This window comes from Serratia sp. NA_112.1 (assembly GCF_052691715.1).
The window spans coordinates 100,562-124,806 of record NZ_JBQZFO010000004.1; the positions used below are offsets into that span (position 1 = coordinate 100,562).

Annotated in this window: 17 protein-coding genes, 1 tRNA gene and 2 pseudogenes; 9 read left to right on the forward strand and 11 right to left on the reverse strand. The window is 53.7% G+C overall.

All coding sequences use genetic code 11. From position 1 onward, the window contains the following. Nucleotides 1-15: 15 nt before the first annotated feature. Entirely contained in the window at nucleotides 16-1,455 is a 1,440-nt protein-coding gene (locus tag ACUTQ5_RS10615) for an N-acyl-D-amino-acid deacylase family protein (RefSeq protein WP_445651215.1), read from the forward strand. A gap of 17 nt (nucleotides 1,456-1,472) precedes the next feature. Further along, nucleotides 1,473-1,871 carry a RidA family protein gene (locus tag ACUTQ5_RS10620; RefSeq protein WP_445651216.1) on the forward strand — a complete coding sequence of 133 codons (399 nt, stop codon included), beginning with the start codon at nucleotides 1,473-1,475 and terminating at the stop codon, nucleotides 1,869-1,871. A 275-nt stretch (nucleotides 1,872-2,146) separates the two neighbouring features. Here ACUTQ5_RS10620 and ACUTQ5_RS10625 read toward each other — a convergent pair. Together ACUTQ5_RS10625 and argF are read right to left on the reverse strand one after the other, a co-directional pair. Then, nucleotides 2,147-2,602 (reverse strand): annotated as a pseudogene (locus tag ACUTQ5_RS10625) (ABC transporter substrate-binding protein); the annotation flags it as partial. A gap of 137 nt (nucleotides 2,603-2,739) precedes the next feature. Continuing rightward, entirely contained in the window at nucleotides 2,740-3,759 is a 1,020-nt protein-coding gene (argF, locus tag ACUTQ5_RS10630; protein WP_445651217.1) for an ornithine carbamoyltransferase, read from the reverse strand. Between the two features lie 163 nt (nucleotides 3,760-3,922). Here argF and rraB point away from each other — a divergent pair, with 163 nt between their 5' ends. Both rraB and miaE read left to right on the forward strand, forming a co-directional pair. After that, entirely contained in the window at nucleotides 3,923-4,351 is a 429-nt protein-coding gene (gene rraB / locus ACUTQ5_RS10635) for a ribonuclease E inhibitor RraB (RefSeq protein ID WP_135314920.1), read from the forward strand. A gap of 43 nt (nucleotides 4,352-4,394) precedes the next feature. Next, a complete protein-coding gene (gene miaE / locus ACUTQ5_RS10640) occupies nucleotides 4,395-5,159 on the forward strand; it encodes a tRNA isopentenyl-2-thiomethyl-A-37 hydroxylase MiaE (RefSeq protein WP_445651218.1) in 765 nt (254 codons plus the stop codon). 23 nt (nucleotides 5,160-5,182) lie between these two features. Here miaE and ACUTQ5_RS10645 read toward each other — a convergent pair whose 3' ends face one another. Next, entirely contained in the window at nucleotides 5,183-6,790 is a 1,608-nt protein-coding gene (locus ACUTQ5_RS10645) for a GMC family oxidoreductase (RefSeq protein WP_445651219.1), read from the reverse strand. Between the two features lie 351 nt (nucleotides 6,791-7,141). Here ACUTQ5_RS10645 and ACUTQ5_RS10650 point away from each other — a divergent pair, with 351 nt between their 5' ends. Continuing rightward, nucleotides 7,142-8,146, forward strand: a complete 1,005-nt coding sequence (locus tag ACUTQ5_RS10650; RefSeq protein ID WP_445651220.1) for an acyltransferase family protein — start codon at nucleotides 7,142-7,144, stop codon at nucleotides 8,144-8,146. Nucleotides 8,147-8,193: 47 nt separating this feature from the next. Here the strand turns inward: ACUTQ5_RS10650 and ACUTQ5_RS10655 are convergent, their stop codons facing one another. From ACUTQ5_RS10655 to pepA, 4 genes are all read right to left on the reverse strand, one after another. Next, a complete protein-coding gene (locus ACUTQ5_RS10655) occupies nucleotides 8,194-8,697 on the reverse strand; it encodes a GNAT family N-acetyltransferase (protein ID WP_445651221.1) in 504 nt (167 codons plus the stop codon). Nucleotides 8,698-9,143: 446 nt separating this feature from the next. Next, nucleotides 9,144-12,020 carry a valine--tRNA ligase gene (locus ACUTQ5_RS10660; RefSeq protein ID WP_445651222.1) on the reverse strand — a complete coding sequence of 959 codons (2,877 nt, stop codon included), beginning with the start codon at nucleotides 12,018-12,020 and terminating at the stop codon, nucleotides 9,144-9,146. Between the two features lie 13 nt (nucleotides 12,021-12,033). After that, nucleotides 12,034-12,483 (reverse strand): DNA polymerase III subunit chi, encoded by a 450-nt coding sequence (locus ACUTQ5_RS10665; protein WP_445651223.1) that lies wholly within the window; start codon nucleotides 12,481-12,483, stop codon nucleotides 12,034-12,036. A gap of 210 nt (nucleotides 12,484-12,693) precedes the next feature. Continuing rightward, on the reverse strand, nucleotides 12,694-14,205 hold the full coding sequence (gene pepA / locus ACUTQ5_RS10670) for a leucyl aminopeptidase (protein WP_445651224.1): 1,512 nt from the start codon (nucleotides 14,203-14,205) through the stop codon (nucleotides 12,694-12,696). Nucleotides 14,206-14,485: 280 nt separating this feature from the next. Here pepA and lptF point away from each other — a divergent pair, with 280 nt between their 5' ends. Beyond that, a complete protein-coding gene (lptF, locus tag ACUTQ5_RS10675; protein ID WP_445651225.1) occupies nucleotides 14,486-15,580 on the forward strand; it encodes an LPS export ABC transporter permease LptF in 1,095 nt (364 codons plus the stop codon). Beyond that, entirely contained in the window at nucleotides 15,580-16,650 is a 1,071-nt protein-coding gene (lptG, locus tag ACUTQ5_RS10680; RefSeq protein WP_445651226.1) for an LPS export ABC transporter permease LptG, read from the forward strand. The genes lptF and lptG overlap by 1 nt, the downstream gene beginning before the upstream one ends. Before the next feature lie 66 nt (nucleotides 16,651-16,716). Here lptG and ACUTQ5_RS10685 read toward each other — a convergent pair whose 3' ends face one another. The 3 genes from ACUTQ5_RS10685 to ACUTQ5_RS10695 are packed head-to-tail and all read right to left on the reverse strand — an operon-like array spanning nucleotide 16,717 to nucleotide 19,883. Further along, nucleotides 16,717-18,105, reverse strand: coding sequence for a GntP family permease (locus ACUTQ5_RS10685; protein WP_445651467.1), 1,389 nt, complete (start codon nucleotides 18,103-18,105; stop codon nucleotides 16,717-16,719). Then, nucleotides 18,105-19,070, reverse strand: a complete 966-nt coding sequence (gene denD, locus ACUTQ5_RS10690; RefSeq protein ID WP_445651227.1) for a D-erythronate dehydrogenase — start codon at nucleotides 19,068-19,070, stop codon at nucleotides 18,105-18,107. Before denD ends, ACUTQ5_RS10685 begins: the two co-directional genes overlap by 1 nt. Before the next feature lie 45 nt (nucleotides 19,071-19,115). After that, nucleotides 19,116-19,883: a DeoR/GlpR family DNA-binding transcription regulator gene (locus ACUTQ5_RS10695; RefSeq protein WP_445651228.1), complete on the reverse strand. Its 768-nt coding sequence runs from the start codon at nucleotides 19,881-19,883 to the stop codon at nucleotides 19,116-19,118. 436 nt (nucleotides 19,884-20,319) lie between these two features. Here ACUTQ5_RS10695 and ACUTQ5_RS10700 point away from each other — a divergent pair. Both ACUTQ5_RS10700 and ACUTQ5_RS10705 read left to right on the forward strand, forming a co-directional pair. Next, a tRNA-Leu gene (locus ACUTQ5_RS10700) sits at nucleotides 20,320-20,404 on the forward strand. 164 nt (nucleotides 20,405-20,568) lie between these two features. After that, nucleotides 20,569-21,814: pseudogene (locus ACUTQ5_RS10705) on the forward strand (tyrosine-type recombinase/integrase). 49 nt (nucleotides 21,815-21,863) lie between these two features. Here the strand turns inward: ACUTQ5_RS10705 and ACUTQ5_RS10710 are convergent. Beyond that, nucleotides 21,864-24,236: a S8 family peptidase gene (locus ACUTQ5_RS10710; protein WP_445651229.1), complete on the reverse strand. Its 2,373-nt coding sequence runs from the start codon at nucleotides 24,234-24,236 to the stop codon at nucleotides 21,864-21,866. Between the last annotated feature and the right edge of the window lie 9 nt (nucleotides 24,237-24,245).

Sequence of the window (24,245 nt, forward strand, 5' to 3'; positions counted from 1 at the left end):
GAAGGATGATGATTCATGCGGTATCAGTATCTGTTTAAAAATGTCACGGTGATCGACGGCAGCGGCGGGCCACAGTATCGGGCGGATGTTGCGGTCAAAGACGACCGCATCGCGGCGATTGCGCCTGTCATCGAGGCTGACGCCGAGGTGGTGATAGAGGGGCGCGAACGGGTATTGTCGCCAGGATTTATCGACGTACATACTCACGACGACACCAACGTGATCCGCATGCCCGAGATGCTGCCGAAGATATCCCAGGGGGTGACAACGGTGATTGTCGGCAACTGCGGCATCAGCGCCGCCGGGGCGGTGATTAAAACCAGCGTGCCCGACCCGATGAACCTGCTGGGGGAAAAAGAGCATTTCGTTTACCCAACGATTGCCGATTATCGTCAGCAGGTCGAGGCCGTCACACCGGCGGTGAATGTGGCGACGCTGATCGGGCACACCACGCTGCGCAGTAACCAGATGGACGACCTGTTTCGCCCGGCTAATGCCGAGGAAATCGGCGCCATGCGTGAGCAGTTACGCATGGCATTGCAACAGGGTGCGTTGGGGTTGAGCACCGGCCTGGCCTATGCCTCGGCGTTCTCTGCCCCCACGCAAGAGGTGATGGCACTGGCGGAAGAGCTGGCGGGTGAGCAGGGAATTTACACCACCCATTTGCGCTCGGAGTTTGAACCTATCCTCGAGGCGATGGATGAGGCCTTCCGCATTGGCCGCCACGGCCGGGTGCCGGTAGTGATTTCGCATCATAAATGCGCCGGGGCCAAAAACTGGGGCCGCACGCAGGAAACGCTCAAGCTGTTCGACAAGGTGCGCCAGACGCAGGACGTGTCCTGCGACTGTTACCCTTATTCCGCCAGTTCATCGACACTGGATTTAAAACAGATCACCGATGAGTTCGATATCGTCATCACCTGGTCTGAAACGCACCCGGAGATGGCGGGGCAATCCTTGCGGGACATCGCCGGGGCCTGGTCAATGAGCCTGCATGAGGCCGGCAGGCGGCTGATGCCAGCGGGGGCGATTTATTACAATATGGACGAGCAGGATGTACGCCGGGTGTTGAGTTATCCGTTGACGATGGTGGGGTCGGATGGCCTGCCGAACGATCCGATGCCGCATCCGCGCCTGTGGGGAGCCTTCCCGCGCGTGCTGGGTCATTACAGCCGTGACGAAGGACTGTTCCCCCTGACCGTGGCGGTACACAAAATGAGTGGCATGTCCGCAGCGCGCTATCAACTGCCGCAGCGTGGGCTGATCAAAATGGGGTACTACGCCGATCTGGTATTGTTCGATGCGTTGAAAGTGAAAGACAGCGCGACGTTCAGCCAGCCCCAACAACCGGCCGCCGGGATTGACGCGGTGTGGGTGAACGGCGTACTAAGTTATCAACATCAGGCCGTGACCGGCCTGCGCGCCGGGCGGTTTTTGTGCCGCCAGGGCAAATAAATCGACAGGAGCAAGGTATGACAATCAAAAGATACGGTATTGATGGTGGCACCGGCACGGGGGGGCAACACCTGCCCTTTTCCAGAGCGGTAGAAGCTGGTGGTTGGCTGTATATCTCCGGCCAGACACCGATGAAAGACGGTGAAGTGGTGGAGGGCGGCATTATCGAGCAATCGCGCCTGGCGATCCAAAACTGCCTGGATATTATGCAGGAAGCGGGATATGGCCTGGAGGACGTGGTGCACGTTAAGGTCATTCTGACCGATGCCCGTTACTTCCAGTCATTCAATAAAGTGTTCCGTGAGTTTTTTTCCGCGCATCCCCCGGCGCGTATCTGCGCGGTGGCCGATTTAGTGGTGGATTGCAAAGTTGAAGTGGATCTCACCTGCTATAACGCTGCACGCATTGCCCGCTAGTGGGTAATGAAACTGTCATGACTTGTGATGGTTTCATTGTTTGTTGCATTGCAAGAAGAGGCGGCATTGGCCGCCTCAGACTGATGACAAACCTCATTCTTGCCCAGAGCGAGTAGAGGCCGATAAATAAAAATCAGGAAAATCAATTTATTGATTTTCGGCTGCTCACCACAAAGCAGGAAAAACCACGCTTTTTCCTGCTTTGTCAGCAACCTAAGGCGGCATTGGCCGCCTCTTCATATCCCCGCGCTTAAAGACGCTTCCTTTGCTGCTCCTTATTTGCTGATGCGATCGTAATAGACCATGTCGGCATTCAGACCCTGTTGATAGCTTTTGACGTTATCGCGCAGCACCACTTCGGTTTTTGCCTGACTGATAAACACATACGGCGAGTTGCGTTGCAGTTCTTGCTGCATGGTAGTGTACAGCGCGGTGCGCTTGGCGGGATCGGCTTCGGCCACCGCCGCCAGCGTTTGCTGGTTCAACTGTGGGATCTGCCAGCCGTTGAGGCCTGCGACCGTGCTGGTCTTGCCGTCGTTATAGGCGAAGGCGCTGGCATTGGAGTGGGCGTCGAAATAGTCCGGGATCCACAAACGGATAGCGGCCTGATGCTGGCGGGCGCGCACCCGTGAATAGACCTGACTACCGGTGGCCGGCAGCAGTTCCAGTTTCACACCGCCCTCGGCAAAGCTGGCCTGCAACGCCTGGGCGATGGTGATAAACGGCGTTTTCGCCGCCAGAATGCCACGGTAGAGTCTTTGTCGGCGGCTGACAAAGGCCAATCGGCTCTTTGATATGCTTAAAATATATTAGACGGAAAAGGCGGGGGGACGCAGCGTGCTGGATCACTGCGCCCCGGCAATGCAGATTAAAATGTTTCGCTCAGGGTGGCGACCATCACCGCCTTGATGGTGTGCAGACGGTTTTCCGCCTGATCGAACACCACGCTGTGCGCGGACTCGAACACTTCATCGGTAACTTCCATGCCGCCGTGCAGTCCGTATTGTTCCGCCATCTGTTTGCCGAGGGTGGTTTGGTCGTCGTGAAATGCCGGCAGGCAATGCAGGAATTTGACGTTCGGGTTACCTGTCAGTTTCACCATCGCCATATTGACCTGATAGGGTTTCAGCAGCGCGATCCGCTCCTGCCAGGTTTCTTTCGGTTCGCCCATCGACACCCATACGTCGGTGTACAGGAAGTCCGCGTCATTCACCCCTTCGGCAATATCCTCGGTCAGGGTGATCTTGGCCCCGGTCTGTTTGGCTAATGCCTGACACTCTGCCACCAGCTCCGGCTGCGGCCAGCAGGCCTTCGGAGCCACCAGACGCAAATCCATCCCCGCCAGTGCGGCGGCTTCCAGCAGAGTGTTGCCCATATTGTTGCGGGTATCGCCGAGGTAGGCGAACTTCACCTCGCTCAGCGGCTTGCCCGGCAGTTGTTCCTGCACCGTGAGCAAGTCAGCCAGCAATTGGGTTGGGTGGAACTCATTGGTCAGCCCGTTCCACACCGGCACGCCGGCATGCTGGGCCAGGGTTTCCACCAGATGCTGGCCGTAACCGCGGTACTGAATACCGTCATACATCCGGCCCAGCACGCGGGCGGTGTCTTTCATCGATTCCTTGTGGCCAATCTGGCTACCGCTCGGGCCGAGATAGGTGACCTGAGCACCCTGATCGAAAGCGGCAACTTCGAAAGAGCATCGGGTACGGGTCGAGTCTTTTTCGAAGATGAGCGCGATGTTTTTGCCCTGCAGGTGGCGTACTTCCTTGCCTTGCTTCTTGGCCTGCTTCAAATCGGCCGACAGTTTCAGCAGCGCCTGCAGTTGTGCCGGGGTGAAATCCATTAACCTCAGGAAGTGACGTTTGTAGAACGGGTTTATGCTACTCATAGGCGTATATCCTTACCTCTCAAATTGAATTTAAATTCACTTTATATGTATGAATATTCAAATTCAACCCCGCAGTGGAAATCTTTCACGTTTATCGTGGAAGCAATGCCGACGGTATGTGAAAATAGGCGCAATACAGGCCATTTGACTTGAGGATATAGGCATGGCAAACAGCGAACAGCTAGACGAACAACGTGAAGAGACCCGCCTGATCATCGAAGAACTGCTGGAAGACGGCAGCGATCCAGAGGCGCTCTACACCATCGAACACCATCTCTCTGCCGAAAAGTTTGAAGTGCTGGAGAAAGCCGCTGTCGAAGCCTTCAAGTTAGGCTTTGAAGTGACTGACGCCGAAGAGCTGGAAGTGGAAGACGGTAGCCTGGTGATGTGTTGTGACGTGATCAGCGAAGTGGGTCTGAACGCCGAAGTGATCGACGCTCAGGTCGAGCAACTGGTGGCGCTGGCGGCACGTTGCGGCGTTAACTACGACGGCTGGGGCACCTACTTCGAAGATCCGAACGGTGAAGAAGGTGACGATGATGAAGAAGAAGGTGACTTCATCGACGAAGACGACGACGGTAAACGCCATTAATTAACTCTGTGGGCCAACATCCGTTGGCCCCTGATAAGAACACATGAAATACCAATCCCTGCTAGCCCCGATTTTAAACTTCCTGCACTGTGAAACCCCAGACGCCTGGATTGACGCTGCGCGCCGCCCGGAAAACCTGCCGCTGTTGCTGACTGACCATATGGTTTGCGAGCTAAAAGCCGCACAGACCGGCATGTGGCTGATCCGCCGCTACGTGGCTGACAAGGAGAGCGGTGACGCGCTGCTGGCGTTACTCAGGCCCTACGAGGCATTTTTGCATGAAGCGCAGGGCCTGCCGGAAGCGCTGTTCCAGCAGAACAATTTCACCCGCAAGATCCTGCCAAAAAATGGCTCGGCCTACGGCCAGGATCTGGCGGACAGAATGGTGCTGCTGATCAAAGAAGAACTGCATCATTTTTCGCAGGTGCTGGAGATCATGCTGGCACGGCAGATCCCGTATAAGAAAATCACTGCCAGTCGCTATGCCAAAGGTATGATCCGTGAGATCCGCACCCACGATCCAGCCACGCTGATTGATAAACTGATTTGCGGCGCTTATATCGAAGCACGTTCCTGCGAACGTTTCGCCCGCCTGGCACCGCACCTGGACGACGAACTAAACCGCTTTTACGTTTCGTTGCTGCGCTCCGAGGCGCGTCATTACCAGGACTACCTGACATTGGCCGAACAGATAGCCGGTGGCGATATCAGCGAGCGGGTGGCCCACTTTGGCCGCATAGAAGCGGCGCTGATCCAAACCCCGGACAGCGAATTCCGCTTCCACAGCGGCGTGCCTGCCATCGCCTGATTGCCGTGCGCCTGTGGATAATTTTATTCCGGCGCGCCCAGCAGCAAATCCACCGCTTTTTCCGCCAGCATGATGGTCGGCGCATTGGTATTGCCACTGGGCACCTGTGGCATCACCGAGCAGTCGATCACCCGCAACCGTTCAAATCCGTGTACCCGTAGTTGTAAATCCGTCACCGAGTCCTGCGGGGATTGGCCCATGCGGCAACTGCCCACCGGGTGATACACCGTTTTGCAGAAGTTACGCACGAACTCCTCCAGTTGCGCTTCGTCATTCAGCCACTCCGGCTGTGGCATCAGCAGATCTTTGATGAGCGGTTTGAGGGCGGCGGTTTGTAGAAAACGCAGGCCGAACTTCACCGCGCGTACGCTGCCGGCCAGATCTTCCGGATGACCCAGATAGTTGGCGTGCAGCTTCACCGGATTTTTGGGATCGCGGCTGCGGAGCAGCACTTCACCGCGCGCCTTGGGTTGCAGATAGCCAACCTTGAGCGTGAAGCCGTGGATATTGGGCAGCGGTTCACCGGGCACCTCGTCCCAGCTGTCGAGCATCGGCAGGAAGTGGATCTGCACGTCCGGCCGGCCGTCGCCCAGGCTGTCGGTGAAGGCGGCCCCTTCCAGCACGTTGGAGCTCAATACGCCGCTGCGAAACGCCAGCCATTGGCTGCCGTGGCGTAGCGCCTGCAGGCCGCGATCGGCACCGTACAAACTGATCGGCTCGTGGGTACTGACGTTGATCGACATATGTAGGTGATCGTGAAAGTTCTTGCCGACCGGCAGATCTGCCAGCGGTTCGATACCCAACTGTTGCAGGTGTTCGCGTGGCCCGATGCCGGACAGCATCAGGATTTTCGGCGATCCTACCGCGCCGGCGCTGAGGATCACTTCCTGGGCTGCATGGGCCGTGACCTCGGCACCGCCGCTTTGGCTATACACCACGCCAGTAGCGACGTTGTTGTCGAATACCACCCGGTGTACCAGCGCATTCAGTTTCACCACCAGCCGTTGTTCATTTCGTACGGCTTTCAGATAAGTGCGTGCGGTGCTGGCGCGTTCGCCGTTGTGGGTGGTGGTTTGGTAGAAACCGACGCCGTGCTGGCTGTCGCCGTTGAAATCGTTGCGATAGGGCAGATCAAGCTCCTGACCGGCGCGGATGAACGCCATGCTGAGCGGGTGACGGTAGCGGTTCTCGCTGACCGGCAGCAACCCCTCGCCACCATGATAGCTATCCGACAGGCTTTCGTTGGCCTCGGCGCGTTTGAAGTAGGGCAGTACGTCCTGATAGCCCCAGCCGACGCAGCCATAGCGTTCGGCCCACTCGTCGTAATCCTGTCGCTGGCCGCGAATATAGATCATGCCGTTGACCGAGCTGCTGCCGCCCAACACCTTGCCCTGGGCTATCTGCATGCGGCGATTATTGGCATGCGGCTCCGGCTCGGTTTCATACGGCCAGCTTTTTTTGGCGATGATCTTCGCCACGCCGGCCGGCATCTTGATGAACAGGTTATTGTCGTCGCCGCCGGCTTCCAGCAGCAGTACCCGCGCCTGGGTGCGGCGGATCAACTGCGCCGCCAGTACACAGCCGGCAGAACCGGCACCGACAATGATGTAATCAAAAGCGTTTTCCGACATGACTGCTCCCTGTGCGATTGCGGCATGAGCCGATGTTGGCAGAGTAGCGCAAGCGGGCGGCAGGTCAATTTGTAATCATTAATTTGTTAATAAATATCACAAAAAATATTTTTATTTTCTATCATGTTAATGATTTTTATGGATAAAAAATAACGTAATCATGTTAATTTTTTGTTGTCATTTTTCTGCGGGTACAGGCTGAAGGGAAAAAATGCGTGATATAAACAAAGGGCGCATTGTTTCTTAAAGGAATATTAATTATGAGACTTATCCGAGCAGGAAAGAGAGTGTCAGAGCAAAAATGCTGCTATATGATGCCCCAATCTATTATCGGATAAGATATTAAGAAATATGGAAATTTCGATTAATAAATCTAATTATTTAAAAGGGATTGCCATCATTCTGATGTTAATCCACCACCTGTTTGCCTACCCAAGCCGTATTAGCCCGGATATCCCGATTTATCATATTGTTAACAGTGTCGATATTGAGATGTTTGTTGGCCTGTTCGGCAAGATTTGCGTGTCGATGTTCCTGTTTTTATCCGGCTACGGGTTCTCGCTAAAAAAAGAAGTTACGTTTAAATATATCTGGGGCAAGCTGAAGAACTTATATATCAGCTATTGGATAGTGCTGTTTATCTTTGTGCCAATTGGCATCATTTTCTTTCCGGGCGAAAGATATTCTCTGTCGCCGTCGCTGTTTTTCGAAAACCTGATGGGCATAAAATCCACTTATAACAGCGAGTGGTGGTTCTTTAAACTCTACGTGTTGTATGTGCTTTCTTTGCCGTTGTTATCGCGGCTGAATATTGGCCCGTTGCTGGGGCTGCTGTTTCTGGCGGCGCTGTGCGGCAAGGGGCTGCAGTATGTTGACTGGGCACCCGAGGTGTTGATCGAATATTGCACCTGGTTGCTGCCGTTTGGCTTCGGTATGGTGTTTGGCCGTAGCCAGAAAATGGCGCCGAGCTCGTGGCTGGTGAAACTGATTGCGGCCCTGAGCCGTACCCATCCGCTGATCTTGCTGATGGTGACGGTGGCGGTATTTATCGTCGCCCATAATCCTGGGCTGCTGCTGGTGACGCCGCTGTTTATTATTGCGCTGATGAATACGGCAGATGGCCTGGGCAGTTGGGTGAACCGGGTGGTGGGCGAGTTGGGTAGGCATTCGATGTACATGTGGCTGACCCACAGCTTCTATTGCTATTACTTTACCCAGAAGCTGATCTTTGCGCCACGCTATACGCTGCTGATCCTACTATTGTTAATTGCCGTATCCTACCTGACCAGCCTGGTGCTGAGCCAGATTGAGTTGGCTATCAAGGGCGGGGTGACGGAGAGGGTGCGATCCCAGTAGGGGCGCTGCATGCTGCGCCCGTTATTACCGCGGGCGCAGTAGCAAGATTACAGTGTCTTCAGCATGGTGACTTCGCAGTCGACGTGGCCGGTGGTGCCCATCGGCTGGTCGATATGCTCAAAGCCCAAATGCTCATACAGGCCGATAGCCTGGGTCAGACTGGCGGTGGTTTCTAAATAACAACAGCGGAAACCCTGTTGACGGGCGAACTCCAGTGCCTGCAGCGCCAGGCGTTTTGCCAAGCCCTGGCCACGTAAAATTGGCAGGAAATACATTTTCTGCAATTCGCAAATATCCACGTCACCGCCCTGCAGCGGCGCAACACCGCCACCCCCGGCAATCTGGCCGTCGACTTCTATCACCCAATAAGCGCTGCGAGGCAGGCTGTAGAGCTGATACAAGACGTCCAGATTGGGGTCGGAAACGGTATAGCCTTTGTCCGCCGTCAAACCGTGTTCGGCAGAGACTTCGCGAATGACATTGGCAATAGCGGCATTATCGTCAGCCGTTATTGGGCGCACCAGAAGACGTACTGGGGTTGCTGTTGTCATGTTTACACTCGCCATAAAAAGAACCTTAGTGGTTCCGAAATTTCATTTTTGTTGCAGACAAAAACGCGCCGGAGTTTTATCCCGGCGGCGTCCATGCAGCATTAATATACCCGTCATCTTTCAAGTTGCAGCGTTGTTACCTGCACTCGCTCACCTAGCTGCAACTTGAAAGCTATAGGGTAGCCTTTGTAATAACATCTTAAGCGGGCCAGATGCAACGGCGATAAAAAAACAGCGGGGAAATCCCCGCTGTTTCAGACTTATGACAAACCTCATTCCTACCCAGAGCGAGTAGAGGCCGATAAATAAAAATCAGGAAAATCAATTTATTGATTTTCGGCTGCTCACCACAAAGCAGGAAAAACCACGCTTTTTCCTGCTTTGTCAGCAACCTAAAACAGCGGGGAAATCCCCGCTGTTTTCAGCTGTTGCAGTGAACCGACAGATTACAGCGCGGCGATGGTTGCCTGCTGTTCCTGCAGCTTCACTTTGCCTTCTTTGCAGGCAGTCAGACGTTCGCGCTCTTTGGCGACTACGGCTTCTGGCGCACGCGCCACAAAGCCTTCGTTAGACAACTTGCCTTCGATCGAAGCGATTTCTGCATCCAGCTTGCTCATCTCTTTCGACAGACGCGCGATCTCGGCGTCCTTATCGATAAAGCCGGCCATAGGGATCAGCAGCTCGGCACCGTCCACCAGTTTGGTGACAGATAACGGGCCTTTGTCACCGGTAGGCAGCAGGGTGATCGACTCCAGACGTGCCAGACGCTGAATAAAGCTCTGGTTCTCCTGCACGCGGCGCTCTGCGTCTGCATTGCAGTTGCGCAGCAGCACTTCCAGCAGTTTGCTCGGGGCGATGTTCATCTCGGCACGAATGTTACGCACCGCGGTGATCGCCTGCTTGATCCACTCGAGATCGTTCAGCGCTTGCGTATCTTCCAGCGCGGCGTCGTACTCTGGGAACGGCTGCAGCATGATAGTGTCTGCGGTTTCGCCGGTCAGGGTTTTCACGCGCTGCCAGATGGTTTCGGTAATGAACGGGATCACCGGGTGCGCCAGGCGCAGCAGGGCTTCCAGCACGGTGATCAGCGTATGGCGGGTGCCGCGCTGTTCCGCTTCGCTGCCGTTAGTCACGACCGGCTTGGTCAGCTCCAGATACCAGTCACAGAACTGGTTCCAGGTGAACTCGTACAGAATGTTGGCCGCCAGATCGAAGCGGTAGGTGTCCAGCGCTTCGCGGTATGCCTTCACCGTACGGTTGAATTCAGCCAGGATCCAGCGGTCCGCCAGCGACAGCACTTTCTCGCCGCCGTTAAAGCCACAGTCCTGGCCTTCTGCGTTCATCAACACAAAGCGGCTGGCGTTCCACAGCTTGTTACAGAAGTTGCGGTAGCCTTCCAGACGCTTCATGTCCCAGTTAATGTCGCGGCCGGTAGAAGCCAGCGCCGCCAGGGTGAAGCGCAGAGCGTCGGTACCGTGCGGTTCGATACCGTTCGGGAACTGCTTTTCGGTGCGCTTGCGGATTTTTTCCGCCAGCTGTGGCTGCATCATGTTGCCGGTGCGTTTTTCCAGCAGGTCTTCCAGCGAGATGCCGTCAACCATGTCCAGCGGGTCGATCACGTTACCCTTCGACTTGGACATTTTCTGCCCTTCGTCATCGCGGATCAGGCCGGTCATGTAGACAGTCTTGAACGGAACCTGTGGCTTACCGTTTTCATCTTTCATAAAGTGCATGGTCAGCATGATCATGCGCGCAATCCAGAAGAAGATGATGTCGAAGCCGCTGACCATCACGCTGGTCGGGTGGAAGGTTTTCAGCGCGTCGGTTTGCTCTGGCCAGCCCAGGGTGGAGAAGGTCCACAGGCCGGAAGAGAACCAAGTGTCCAGCACGTCTTCGTCCTGGTTCAGCACCACGTCAGGGCCCAGGTTATTCTCGCTACGCACTTCTTCTTCGCTGCGGCCAACATAGACTTTGCCGTTCACGTCGTACCAGGCCGGGATACGGTGACCCCACCACAGCTGACGCGAGATACACCAGTCCTGAATGTCGCGCATCCAGCTGAAGTACATGTTTTCGTACTGCTTCGGCACGAACTGGATCTCGCCTTGCTCAACCGCTTCCACCGCGACTTTCGCCAGCGGAGCGGTACGCACGTACCATTGGTCGGTCAGCATAGGTTCGATCACCACGCCGCCGCGGTCACCGTAAGGCACCGTCAGGTCGTGTGGCTTGATTTCTTCCAGCAGGCCCAATTCTTCAAAGGCGGCGACGACCGCTTTACGCGCCGCGAAGCGCTCCAGACCACGGAACTGGGCCGGGATCTCGTTGCAGTAGTCGGTGCAGATTTCGCCCAGGGTGTTGAACACTTCCGCTTCCTGACGGATATCGCCGTCGAAAGTCAGGATGTTGATCATCGTCAGGCCGTGACGTTTACCGACTTCGTAGTCGTTAAAGTCGTGCGCCGGGGTGATTTTCACGCAGCCGGTGCCTTTTTCCATATCGGCGTGTTCATCACCGACGATGCGGATACGGCGGCCAACCAGCGGCAGAATAACTTCTTTGCCGATCAAATCTTTGTAGCGCGGGTCTTCCGGGTTTACCGCTACGCCGGTATCACCGAGCACGGTTTCCGGACGGGTGGTGGCGACCACCAGGTAATCTTTGCCCTCGGCGGTTTTGGCACCGTCGGCCAGCGGATAGCGCAGGTGCCACATGGAGCCTTTGGATTCGCGGTTTTCCACTTCCAGATCGGAGATGGCGGTGCGTAGTTTCGGATCCCAGTTCACCAGACGCTTGCCACGGTAGATCAGATCTTCTTTGTGCAGACGAACAAACACTTCGCGTACCGCGTTGGACAGGCCTTCATCCATGGTGAAGCGCTCGCGCTCCCAGTCCACGGAGTTGCCCAGACGGCGCATCTGACGGGTGATGGTGCCGCCGGATTCTGCCTTCCACTGCCAGATTTTGTCGATGAACGCATCGCGGCCATAGTCATGGCGGGTTTTGTTTTCTTCTGCGGCGATCTTGCGCTCAACCACCATCTGGGTGGCGATACCAGCATGATCGGTACCGGCTTGCCACAGGGTGTTTTTGCCCTGCATGCGCTGGTAACGGATCATGGTGTCCATGATGGTCTGCTGGAAGGCGTGGCCCATGTGCAGGCTGCCGGTGACGTTCGGCGGCGGGATCATGATGCAGAAGCTTTCCTGGCTGGTATCACCATTTGGCTTGAAGTAACCCTGGTTTTCCCAGTGATCGTACAGCTTCTGTTCGATCTCTTTCGGGTCGTAGGCGGTATCGAGGTGACTGTTTGTCTTTTCCATTTTATATCGTTGTTCAGTGAGTTGGCGGCGTGGCCGTGGTCAGATGGAAGCCGACGCTGCGATAAGCTTTATATCGGTCGCGCGCCAACTGTTTTAAGGTGTCTTCGTATGGGACGAAGTCTACCACTTCATGGAAAGCAGTAGCAAAATCTGCAAACTGCGGCAGCAGGGCAATCAGCAGGTCACGCGGGGCGTTGCCGCGTTTGCCGGGCCAGCACAGTTCAACCGGGGCGCCATAATGCGGGCCTTCACCGGCCAGGTTGTGTGGCACGAACTGGTGCGGATCGCGCTGCCATAGCGCTTCGTCCAGCCGTTGGGCCTGTTCCTGGCTTTCGCAGGCGATCAACACCCGTTTGCCGGAACGGAAGCCGTTGGCAGCAACGGCGCAGGCCACGGCCTCATGCGCGCTGAGCGCACCTGCCGGTTCCGCGTGTTCGATAAGATAGAACGTTGCCTGCTTCATATAACCCCTTCATCTTTCAAGCTGCAGCTGTGTTGGCTGCCCTCCCTCACCCCAGTCACTTACCGGTGTAAGCTCCTGGGGATTCTCTCGGTTGCCGCCTTGCTGCAACTCGAAAGCTATCGGGTTTATAAAATTGCGCACCATTACTAAAAATACAAGGGTACAGCATGCTGTACCCTTGAGGGATTATACCTGAATTACCGCTCAGATTTAATCGTCGCCGTTCAGGCCTGCACGGTTCAACAGGAACTGCGCCAGCAGCGCGACCGGGCGACCGGTGGCCCCTTTGGCCTTGCCGGAACGCCAGGCGGTGCCGGCGATGTCCAGGTGCGCCCAACTGTACTTGCGGGTAAAGCGCGACAGGAAGCAGGCTGCGGTGATAGCACCACCTGGACGGCCACCAATGTTCGCCATATCGGCAAAGTTGGAGTCCAGCTGCTCGTAGTACTCGTCGGACATCGGCAAGCGCCACGCGCGGTCGCCGGCCTGTTCGGACGCGCCGATCAGTTCGTGCGCCAGCGGGTTGTGGTTCGACATCAGGCCCGTGATGTGGTGGCCCAACGCGATCACGCAGGCACCGGTCAGGGTGGCAACGTCAATCACCAGCTCTGGATCGAAACGCTCGACGTAGGTCAGGGTGTCGCATAGCACCAGGCGGCCTTCGGCGTCGGTGTTCAGCACCTCGACGGTCTGACCGGACATGGTGGTCAGCACGTCGCCCGGACGATAAGCGCTGCCGCCCGGCATGTTTTCACAACCGGCCAGCACGCCGATCACGTTCAGCGGCAGGTTGAGTTCTGCCACCACACGCATCACGCCGTACACGGTGGCTGCACCACACATGTCGTACTTCATCTCGTCCATGCCATCGGCAGGTTTGATCGAGATGCCGCCAGCATCGAAGGTCAACCCTTTACCCACGAGCACGATCGGCTTAGCATCTGGGTTCGGATTGCCCTTATATTCCATCACCGACATCAATGACTCGTTGCGCGAACCTGCACCAACCGCCAGATAGGCGTTCATCCCCAACTCTTTCATCTGTTGTTCGCCGATGACGCGGGTGGTGATGTTGGTGCTGAAAGCGTCCGCCAGTTGACGAGCCTGCGAAGCCAGATAACCGGCGTTACAGATGTTCGGCGGCATATTGCCGAGATCTTTCGCGGCTTTAATGCCTGAAGACACCGCCAGACCGTGCTGGATCGCACGTTCACCGCTGGTGAGTTCACGACGGGTCGGCACGTTGAACACCATTTTACGCAGTGGACGACGCGGCTCCACTTTGTTGCTTTTCAGCTGATCGAAGGTGTAAAGCGTTTCTTTAGCGGTTTCTACCGCCTGACGCACCTTCCAGTAAGTGTTACGGCCTTTCACGTGCAGCTCAGTCAGGAAGCAGACCGCTTCCATGGAGCCGGTATCGTTAAGGGTATTGATGGTTTTTTGAATCACCTGTTTGTATTGGCGTTCATCGAGCTCGCGCTCTTTGCCACAGCCAATTAACAGGATGCGTTCGGAGAGAATGTTAGGTACATGGTGCAGCAGTAACGTCTGCCCGACTTTACCTTCCAGTTCGCCACGGCGCAGCAAAGCGCTGATATAACCATCACTGATTTTGTCGAGTTGTTCTGCGATAGGGGACAAGCGGCGCGGTTCGAAAACGCCGACTACAATACAGGCACTGCGCTGTTTTTCCGGGCTACCGCTTTTTACACTGAACTCCATGCACTCTCCTGAATCTTAAAGACAAAGGCGGACGCTACGGCTAGAATGACGCACTCCGTAACGATCTCCGGCCATCGAGTTAACTAACTATGTTAACCTGAACGGCGTAAATTGCTCTGTTTTGGCGACTATAAGCAAGTTCCTATAGGACACCCAAATGCTAGATGTTGTAATACTATTTTAGCTGTGTCTGTTGCCATATGATGAGAATAAATGGCGGATTAGCGATGAAACTATCGATTTTCCTGCAAAAAGACAAGTTTTCACAGGCGTAATAAGCGTGATCATCATAAGATATCTGGTACGGGAAACGCTAAAGAGCCAAATCGCTATCCTGTTCATCCTGCTTCTGATCTTCTTTTGTCAGAACTTAGTCAGGGTGTTAGGTGATGCGGTGGACGGCGATGTCCCGACAAATTTAGTTCTTTCTTTGCTCGCATTGGGTGTGCCGAAGATGGCGCAGCTAATCCTGCCGTTAAGCCTGTTTCTCGGCTTATTGATGACGCTTGGGCGGCTGTATACCGACAGCGAAATCACCGTGATGCATGCCTGCGGGCTGGGTAAACGCACCCTGATCATCGCGGCCATGGTATTGGCACTTTTCACCTCCGTTATTGCGGCGGCCAACGTGTTCTGGGTCGGGCCCTGGGCCTCGCGCTATCAGGACGTGGTGGTTTCCGAGGCCAAAGCCAACCCAAGCATTGCCGGGCTGGCAGAAGGGCAGTTCAAGACCTCGCAAGACGGCAACGCGGTGCTGTTTATCGGCAACGTTAAGGGCAGCACCTTCAACAATGTGTTTCTGGCGCAACTGCGGCCGAACGGCAACCAACGCCCATCCGTGGTGGTGGCCGAACACGGCCAGATCAACCAATTGAAGGATGGATCGCAGGTGGTGACGCTGGATAAAGGCACTCGCTTTGAAGGCACTGCGATGCTGCGTGACTTCCGTATTACCGACTTCAACGACTACAAGGCGGTGGTCGGCCACCGGGCGGTCGCCGTGGACGGTAATCAGGCCGAGCAGATGTCGATGAAGACGCTGCTGGAGTCTGACGATCCGGACGCACTTGCCGAGTTCCACTGGCGCCTGACGCTGGTTGTGTCTGTGGTACTGATGGCCTTGCTGGTCGTGCCGCTCAGCGTGGTGAACCCACGACAGGGCCGCGTGCTGAGCATGCTGCCGGCTATCCTGCTGTATTTGATATTCTTCCTGCTGCAGACCTCGCTGCGTTCTAACGCCGGTAAAGGCAAGTTGGACCCGATGCTGTGGCTTTGGCTGGTCAACGCCCTGTACTTTGCGCTCGCGCTGGCGCTGAACCTGTGGGATACCGTGCCGATGCGTAAGCTGCGCGCACGCCTGAGAGGAGCGGCCTGATGTTTGGTGTTTTAGACCGATATATCGGTAAGACGATTTTCAACACCATCATCATGACGTTGTTCATGCTGGTGTCGCTTTCCGGCATCATCAAGTTCGTCGACCAGTTGCGCAAAGTGGGCCAGGGTGACTATACGGCACTGGGCGCCGGGATGTTTACCCTGCTGAGCGTGCCGAAGGACATCGAGATCTTCTTCCCGATGGCGGCCTTGCTGGGCGCACTGCTCGGGCTGGGGCAACTGGCGACACGCAGTGAACTGGTGGTGATGCAGGCGTCTGGTTTTACCCGCATGCAGATCGCCGGATCGGTGATGAAAACCGCCATTCCGCTGGTGCTGTTGACCATGGCGATTGGCGAGTGGGTAGCACCGCAGGGCGACCAGATGGCGCGCAACTACCGTGCACAGCAGATGTACGGCGGCTCGCTGCTTTCCACCAAGAACGGCCTGTGGGCGAAAGACGGTACTGACTTTATCTACATCGAACGTGTTGCGGGCGAGAAAGAGCTTTCCGGCGTGAATATCTACCACTTCAACGACCAGCGCAGGCTGGAGACGGTGCGTTATGCCGCCAGCGCCAGTTTTGAAGACGGCGTATGGAAGCTTTCGCAGGTGGATACCTCTGACCTGAGCAACGAAAAGCAGGTCACCGGCACCCAAACCCTGACAGGCGAATGGAAAACCAACCTGACCCCGGACAAGCTGGGTGTGGTCGCGCTGGACCCAACCTCACTCTCCATCAGTGGCTTGCACAACTATGTGAAGTACCTGAAACAGAGCGGCCAGGAAGCCAATCGCTATCAGCTGAACATGTGGAGCAAGGTATTCTCGCCGCTTTCCGTTGCGGTGATGATGCTGATGGCACTGTCGTTCATCTTCGGGCCGCTGCGCAGCGTACCGATGGGCGTACGCGTGGTGACCGGTATCAGCTTCGGCTTCCTGTTCTATGTATTGGACCAGATATTCGGCCCGTTGAGTTTGGTGTACAACATGCCGCCGGTACTGGGCGCGTTGCTGCCAAGCATACTGTTCTTGTTGATCAGTGTGTATATGCTGCTAAAACGCAAGTAGCGGAACGAGAGCGTTGATTGAGAAGGGTGCAGCCAGCGATGACTGCGCCCTTGCTGTTTCTGGCGGTTATAACACCCAGTCCAGCACCACCACGCCGCATAGGCTGATGGCCCAGGCAATCGTGGTAGGTACCGACCACACCATCATCTGCTGACGGACATCGGTGATCCCCATCATACGGTTAACGACCCAGAACATGCTGTCGTTGAAATAACTGAAGAACAGCGCTCCCAGTGTGGCAGCCTGCGCGGCTGCCAGCATATTGATACCTGGCAATTGGCTGATTATGGGGGCGGAGATGGACGCGGCGGTGATCATTGCTACAGTGCCAGACCCCTGGATCACCCGCACCAGCGTGGCGATCACAAATGGGATCAGCACCGGCGAGATCGGCAGATTAGCGACGTGTTGGGCCAACTGGGTACCTGCGCCGCTTTCGCGCAGCACCGCCCCTAATGCACCGCCGGCACCGGTCACAAGCAGAATGATGCCTGCGGTTTGTAGCCCTTCCTCCAACCTTTCCAGCGTGGTGTTTTTGTCAACCTTCGGCATTAGTGTGTACACCGCCAGCAGTGTGCTGATCGCCAGTGCAATCATCGGCGCGCCGAGGAAGGCGAACATTTGCCCCCAGAGGCTGTCAGGCAGCCAGCTCAGTCCGTCGGTTTTTGCCAGCATGTTGTTCAACGCATTGATGAAAATCAGTACTATCGGCGCGACAATCGGCAGTAGCGATAAGCCCAGCCCCGGCAACGGCTTACCTTCTTTTTCCGCCAAATAACGCTGGTGCGCAGCCTGTAAATCTTGCGGTTCGTCATCAAACCCCGCCGGCTGAAAATCGGGGTAGCGCTTACCCAACCAACGGGCATAGAACACCACGCCGATCACGCAAGGGATCGCCAGCACCAGCCCAGCCAGCATCATCGCCCCAATATCCACCCCGAAAATGCCCGCTACCCCGAGCGGACCTGGCGTTGGCGGCACTGCATGGTGAGTGATGATTAAGCCCCCGGCCAATGCCACACCGAGCGTCAGCACGTTACGTTTACCTTTCTTTGCCAGCGCTTTCACCAACGGGTAGAGGATCACAAAAGCGGAGTCGACAAAGATCGGGATACTGACGATATAGCCGGTGATGGCAAGCGCCCATTCCTCGCGTCGTTTGCCCAGCCACTTGATAAAGCTGTAGGCGATCTGCTCTGCGGCGCCGGACACTTCCAACACCCGGCCCATCATCACCCCCAAACCAATGACAATGCCGATACTGCCGAGCGTAGAGCCGAAACCTTTACTGATGGCTTCTACCGTTTGTAGCGCGCCCAGACCGCCGCTGATACCGGCGATAGAGGCGGCGATCAGCATCGCCAACAGCGCATGCACCCGGGTACGTAGCACCAGAAAAATCAGCACAAACACGGCCACCACCAGCCCGATGATTGGAGTATAGAGCGCCATAATCAACCCTCTCCTTGCGACATGTCGTTACGGATAAAGGCACGGATCACCTGCTGGAAGGATTCATTGGTGCTAAAGCCGAGAGCAAGTGCGCGCTGCGTATCAAAATTGCTGGGCCAACCGGCGACAATGCGGTTGATGCGCTCGTCTTTCTCAAAGCGAACGCGGGCGCTGACCTGTTCACCGGCCACTTCGCGCAGTGCATCTAACATGTGCTGCACCTTGATGCTGATGCCGGGTAGATTGAGGGTGTGAGTTGTGCCAAATGCGCTCAGGGGCAGGGTAGCTGCGTGGATGAGATTGCGCACAACCGTCCCGGGGCTGGAGAGCCACAGTGGCAGTTCCGGCGAGACAGGACAGACGGCGATTTCCCCTTGCAGGGGTTCGCGGATGATGCCGCTGGCGAAGGACGAGGCGGCCTGATTCGGTTTGCCCGGACGCACGCTGATGGTCGGCAGGCGCAGCACCCGGCCGTCGACAAAGCCCTTGCGTGTATAGTCGTTGACCAGTAGCTCACACATCGCCTTTTGTGCGCCGTAGGAGGACTGTGGTGCGACTGCACAGCCATCATCTACCACTGGGGGTAATTCACCGCCGAACACCGCCAATGAACTGCTGAAGATCAATCGTAGCGCAGGTGCATGTTGGCGCGCAGCCTCCAGCAGGTGGCGGGTGGCATCGAAGTTAACCTGCATGCCGAGATCAAAATCATTCTCTGCGTGGCTGCTGACGATTGCCGCCAGGTGAAACAGCACCGAACAGCCGCTGTCGATCAGGCTATTTGCTGCCTGCGGATCGGTAAGATCGATCGCCAAGCAACGCACTCGTGGGTCATTGCCCGGTGCTTGCGGCAGGTGGATGTCGGCCAGCACCAACTGACTGACGGTAAGAGGACTCTCGTTTTGCAATAACGCCTTGGCCAGCCGCTGGCCCAAAAAGCCCGCGCCGCCGGTAATAATTATCTTCATGTTGTGATCCTTTTGCCCTGTAGGGGGGGTGGTTGTTAGCTGTTATTAGAGGGTGATGCTGTGTAGATGTAGCCCACGTTCCCTGAGCTGTTGCTGCACGGCTGGCGGCAGCGCGGCATCGCAGAGGATATCGTCGAGTGCCTCCAGCGGGCAGACGCGGAACATGCCGTATTTGCCGAACTTGCTGCTATCGGAGACCAGCACCCGACGGCGGGCAACCTCCAGCAACGCTTGTTTGACCAACACTTTTTCCTCGTGCGGCGTCGATACGCCGTGTGCCAGATCCCAGGAGCTGCTGCTGATAAAGGCGATGTCGATATTCAGCGTGTGCAGCAGCATGGCGGCGCTGTTGCCGACGCAAGAGTAGTTGCGTTGGTCGACCTGACCACCGGTGTGAAACAGGTTCAGCTGCGGCTTATTCATCAGGTGCTGGATGATGGAGAAATCGTTGGTGACGATGGTCAGGTTGAAACGCTCTGCCAGGTTGCGGGCGATTTCGAAGGTGGTAGTACCGGCATCCAGATACACCACCTGCCCATCTTCCACCAGAGATGCTGCGTATTTGCCTATCTCGCATTTGTGACGGTGGTGCAGCCGAGCCTTCTCGCTATAGGCCAGTTCTTGGCGCAGTGTGTCGCTCAGACGTACACCGCCACTGACGCTGACCACTTTGCCCTGTTCCTCCAGCACGCGGATATCCCGGCGCACTGTCATATGCGAGACACTCATCAGCTCGGCCAGCGCGGGGATAGCCGCCAGTTGGTATTCATGCACGTGGCGATAGATAAAATCACGGCGTTCGGAAGGGATCATCAGTACTCCTCTGCCGGGCTGACAGTGGCAGGGCACCACAGCACAGGCGTTGTTATTTTTTGTTATTGAGCTGAATTTTTAACCATCTGAATTCACAAATAAACGATAGTTGTCACAGATGCAATGATGGTTAAAGGACATCATTTAGGCTTTTAAATTGAATTTTTTCAATGTGTTATTTATTATCTTTGCGATAGGGTGAAGGAACACAATCTTGTGATAAATAATGTTACGAGTGGAAGGGATTGTGAGTGGTGTGTGACAACTGCGGGTGCAAGGGTACTGAAGGGAAGTGATTGTGCGACGGTAGCAGATAATGGCTCAATATGGCCCATCGGCGCTTTTTTCAGCACTTAACTCATTGAACCACGGATAAGTGTTGCACGTGGATCGCTGAAAGGTATAATGCACCCGTTTTCCGCATACTACTTGCAGTGCCGAAGTGGCGAAATCGGTAGACGCAGTTGATTCAAAATCAACCGTAGAGATACGTGCCGGTTCGAGTCCGGCCTTCGGCACCATTAGTATGTTCGAGAACGTCCGTAACAGTCCGTAAGTTACTAAAATTAAAGCCGAAAGGCTTTTTTTTTGGTCTGAATCCGTCCGAGCACATCCGTTGCAATCCGGGTATCGGTGGGGGCATAATTGGGGGCATCTACACTTCGATTGAAAATGTGCCCCCAAAATGAAGCTCAACGCCCGCCAAGTCGAGACCGCAAAGCCCAAAGACAAAACCTACAAAATGGCCGATGGTGGCGGTTTGTATCTTGAGATCACCGCGAAGGGATCCAAATACTGGCGCATGAAGTACCGACGACCTAATGACAAAAAAGAAGATCGCTTAGCATTTGGTGTGTGGCCGACAGTTACCCTTGCCGAAGCTCGTGGAAAACGAGATGAGGCCAAAAGGTTACTGGTGCAGGGAGTAGACCCAAAAGCCGAGCAGAAGGAAGCACAGGCCGAAACGGCAGGGGCATATACTTTCGAAACCATCGCCCGAGAATGGCATATCAGCAACAAGCGCTGGAGTGAGGATCACCGTTCGCGAGTGCTCCGCTATCTGGAACTGCATATTTTCCCGTATATTGGCGCTGCTGATATTCGTGGTCTTAAAACCAGCCATCTCTTAGCACCGATCAAGGTTGTTGATGCCACTGGCAAGCACGATGTTGCTCAGCGCCTACAACAGCGTGTTACGGCTATCATGCGTTTTGCTGTCCAGAACGATTATATCGATTCGAACCCTGCCGTTGATATGGCTGGAGCGTTAACGATAACCAAGGCTCGACATTATCCGGCTCTGCCTCCACACCGTTTTCCAGAGTTTCTTACACGTCTTGGTGCCTACCGTGGGCGTCAGATGACGCGTATCGCTGTAGAGCTTTCATTGCTTACCTTTGTACGTTCTAGTGAGATGCGTTTTGCTCGCTGGAATGAGTTCGATTTTGATAAGGCTTGCTGGCGCATACCTGCAAAGCGGAAAGAAATAGAAGGTGTACGTTATTCCCATCGTGGGATGAAGATGAAAGAAGAGCACATTGTTCCGCTAAGTCGTCAGGCGTTGCCCTTGTTGGAGAGGTTGAAACAGCTAAGTGGTGATAACGAGCGACTTTTCCCCGGCGACCACGATCCCAAAAAAGTCATGAGCGAAAACACGGTGAATAATGCGCTGCGTGCGATGGGATACGATACTAAATGGGCACGGTTTTAGGACGATGGCACGCGGTGCTTTGGGTGAGTCCGGGTTATGGAGTGATGACGCGATAGAACGTCAGCTAAGCCATTCTGAGCGTAATAATGTGCGTGCTGCTTACATCCATACCTCTGAGCACTTGGATGAGCGTAGATTGATGGTTCAGTGGTGGGCTGATTATTTATATGCGAATAGTGAAGAGTCTGTATCAGCATTTGATTACGCAAAAGACAATTAACTTGTATTAATTTAGGAGTGATAGGCAACATGAGTTGCCTATCAAATAATTAAACGCGATTTCTGTTTTGGATTCTTGGTTGAACTCTTGGTTGGATCCTTTGCTGAATGGTTTGATAAATATTTATATCCTGAGAATGTGTCATCTCTACTACAATGGCATAACGTTGTGTTTGGATAAAATCAGCCCAGCCAGCTTGACATCTTACAACTAAATAATACGTGTTGCCGTAATTTTTCATGGCGCGTTCATATGTAACTGATGCTGTTTGAACTGTGCTAAAGTCTCTTGAGTTTGCCCCTGGTTTAAGATCGCAATTATTGCTTTGCGACATTTCTGAGGTTATTCCATCCTCGCCCCTTACTTTGAAAAAATCAAAAACCTCATTCGCTGACTTTCCACGAATCAATCTGAAATTCATTTCGCAGCCGAGATAATCCTTTCTCGTATGCCTTACTGGAGGATCAAATGTAAGCGTTATCTTTATTTTTTTCTTGCCGGTTGTGTTTTTGAATGTATCTGTTACCGGTATTTCATATACAGCAAAGTAATCTGTTCTTAATGAATCTTGAGCATAGAGAACCACTCTATTATCTTCGGATGAGATAAGGTTTTTTAGCTTTGGAACTCCCTTTCCATATATATTATTCCTAGAGTTATCATCTAATGTGTTAATTCTTTGCTGGTTTAGCGTTGGATGATTTGATGAGTTTACTAAAAGAGCTCTGAGCAAGTTAGCCGTACAATCTGGGATTTGTTTTAATAATATTGCAGCTTTATTGGCTACCATAGGGGCGGCAACGGATGTACCAGAAGATGTTTTAAATAAAGTGGTTAGGAACTGATTATTAAGACTTATCATTCCCGCCTCAGGGATATTCCCACCAGAACGTATGCCGGGTATTGCAGAATCGTAAATTGCCGTGCCACCATAATCTACAATATCAGGTTTACATATTCCTAATACCCCAGGGCCAGTACGTGTGAAAATGGAAGGTTCATCTATTTTAGCTGTGGGTTGAACCCCTACGTACGGGGCTAAGTTTGGCGGCAAACCATCACCATTAGATAAAGAGCCCACGGTCAATACATTGACCGCGCCAGCAGGCTCAAGGAATTTGTTTTTTTCATCTAAAAGAAAGTTTGGATACTCATTAATAGCATCTTCTGGATTTCCACCCCACGAATTACCATTGCCAGCTGAAACTATAATTAGAATATCAAGGTTGCGTGCTAAATCGTCGAGTATTGATGCCCATTGACCATTTCTTTTACCGTTAAATGGTGCTTTAGGATCCCCAAGAGAAATGTTAAAAATTCGACAACCGAATTTTTCATGAAGTTCATTGATCGCCTGAGACATTAATTTTGGGATTACAATTTCATCAGGGAATCTCCCTATGTTATTTACTACTTTTGCAGAGCAAATTTTAGCATAGCGAGTCAACTGGTTACCATTACTGAGTTGATAACGAAAATCACCAAATGCTGCTATTCCGGCTACTGAAGTCCCATGTCCCCAAACATCTTCTCCTTCATCCTGTAGAAACGATATTCCACCAATTAGTGCACCATTTAGGAAAGGATGATTGTTAACACCACTATCGATTATCCCTATTACGGGCAAGTTCTCATATGCATCATTAACTTCAGGAGCATTCTCTAGATTTATGTCTAAGTACGTACTGGTTTCCATATCAGGCGATGGCGGTAAGTCAATTGTGTAGATCTCAGGTATTTCGAGTATTTCATTTAAGCATTCAAGGTTACATTTTATTCTTAAAAGTGAAATAGAAGGACCGATATAAGAGTCAATGAATTCCCCATTATTCTCAATAGCGATATTCTTTATCGATTCTATTTTTGCCTCTCGTTCTACTCTTCCTCCAAAATCCCATAGTTCGACATCAATAATATAGTTTTCATTCTCATCAAAGTCATCTAAAGAGGCGAATCCATCCTCTTTTAGCCTTATTCCTATTCTATCGCTTGTAGTAATTGTTTCAATAGATGTTAAATTACCTACAAAATTATTGTAGGCCGGATTCTTTTGATTTGCAGGAATGGGGCCAGAATACGAATTAATTCTTTCTTTTAGAGATTGTAGAGAGTCGTTTGAAGAAAAAAGAACTAAAGTTTTGTCTTCATCATGCGAAAGAACATGTAATCCTAGTCTTTCCCAGTCCTCATCGGCTGCCGACCCCTCGTATTTAACTTTCATGACTAATGATGGATCGATATTACCGGGTCTTCTCTTACTCCTAATATAAGCTACAGCACTATCGATCTGATTTATAAGAGAAGTACCGTGTGTAGCTCTTTGCTGATTGCTACGGTTAGGTGCTGAACCAAATCCAGGTTTTTTTCTTCTTTCGAATTGCTGTGGCATCTTAACGAGACGCAAATGTTCATACTCTGCCATTTTTATTCT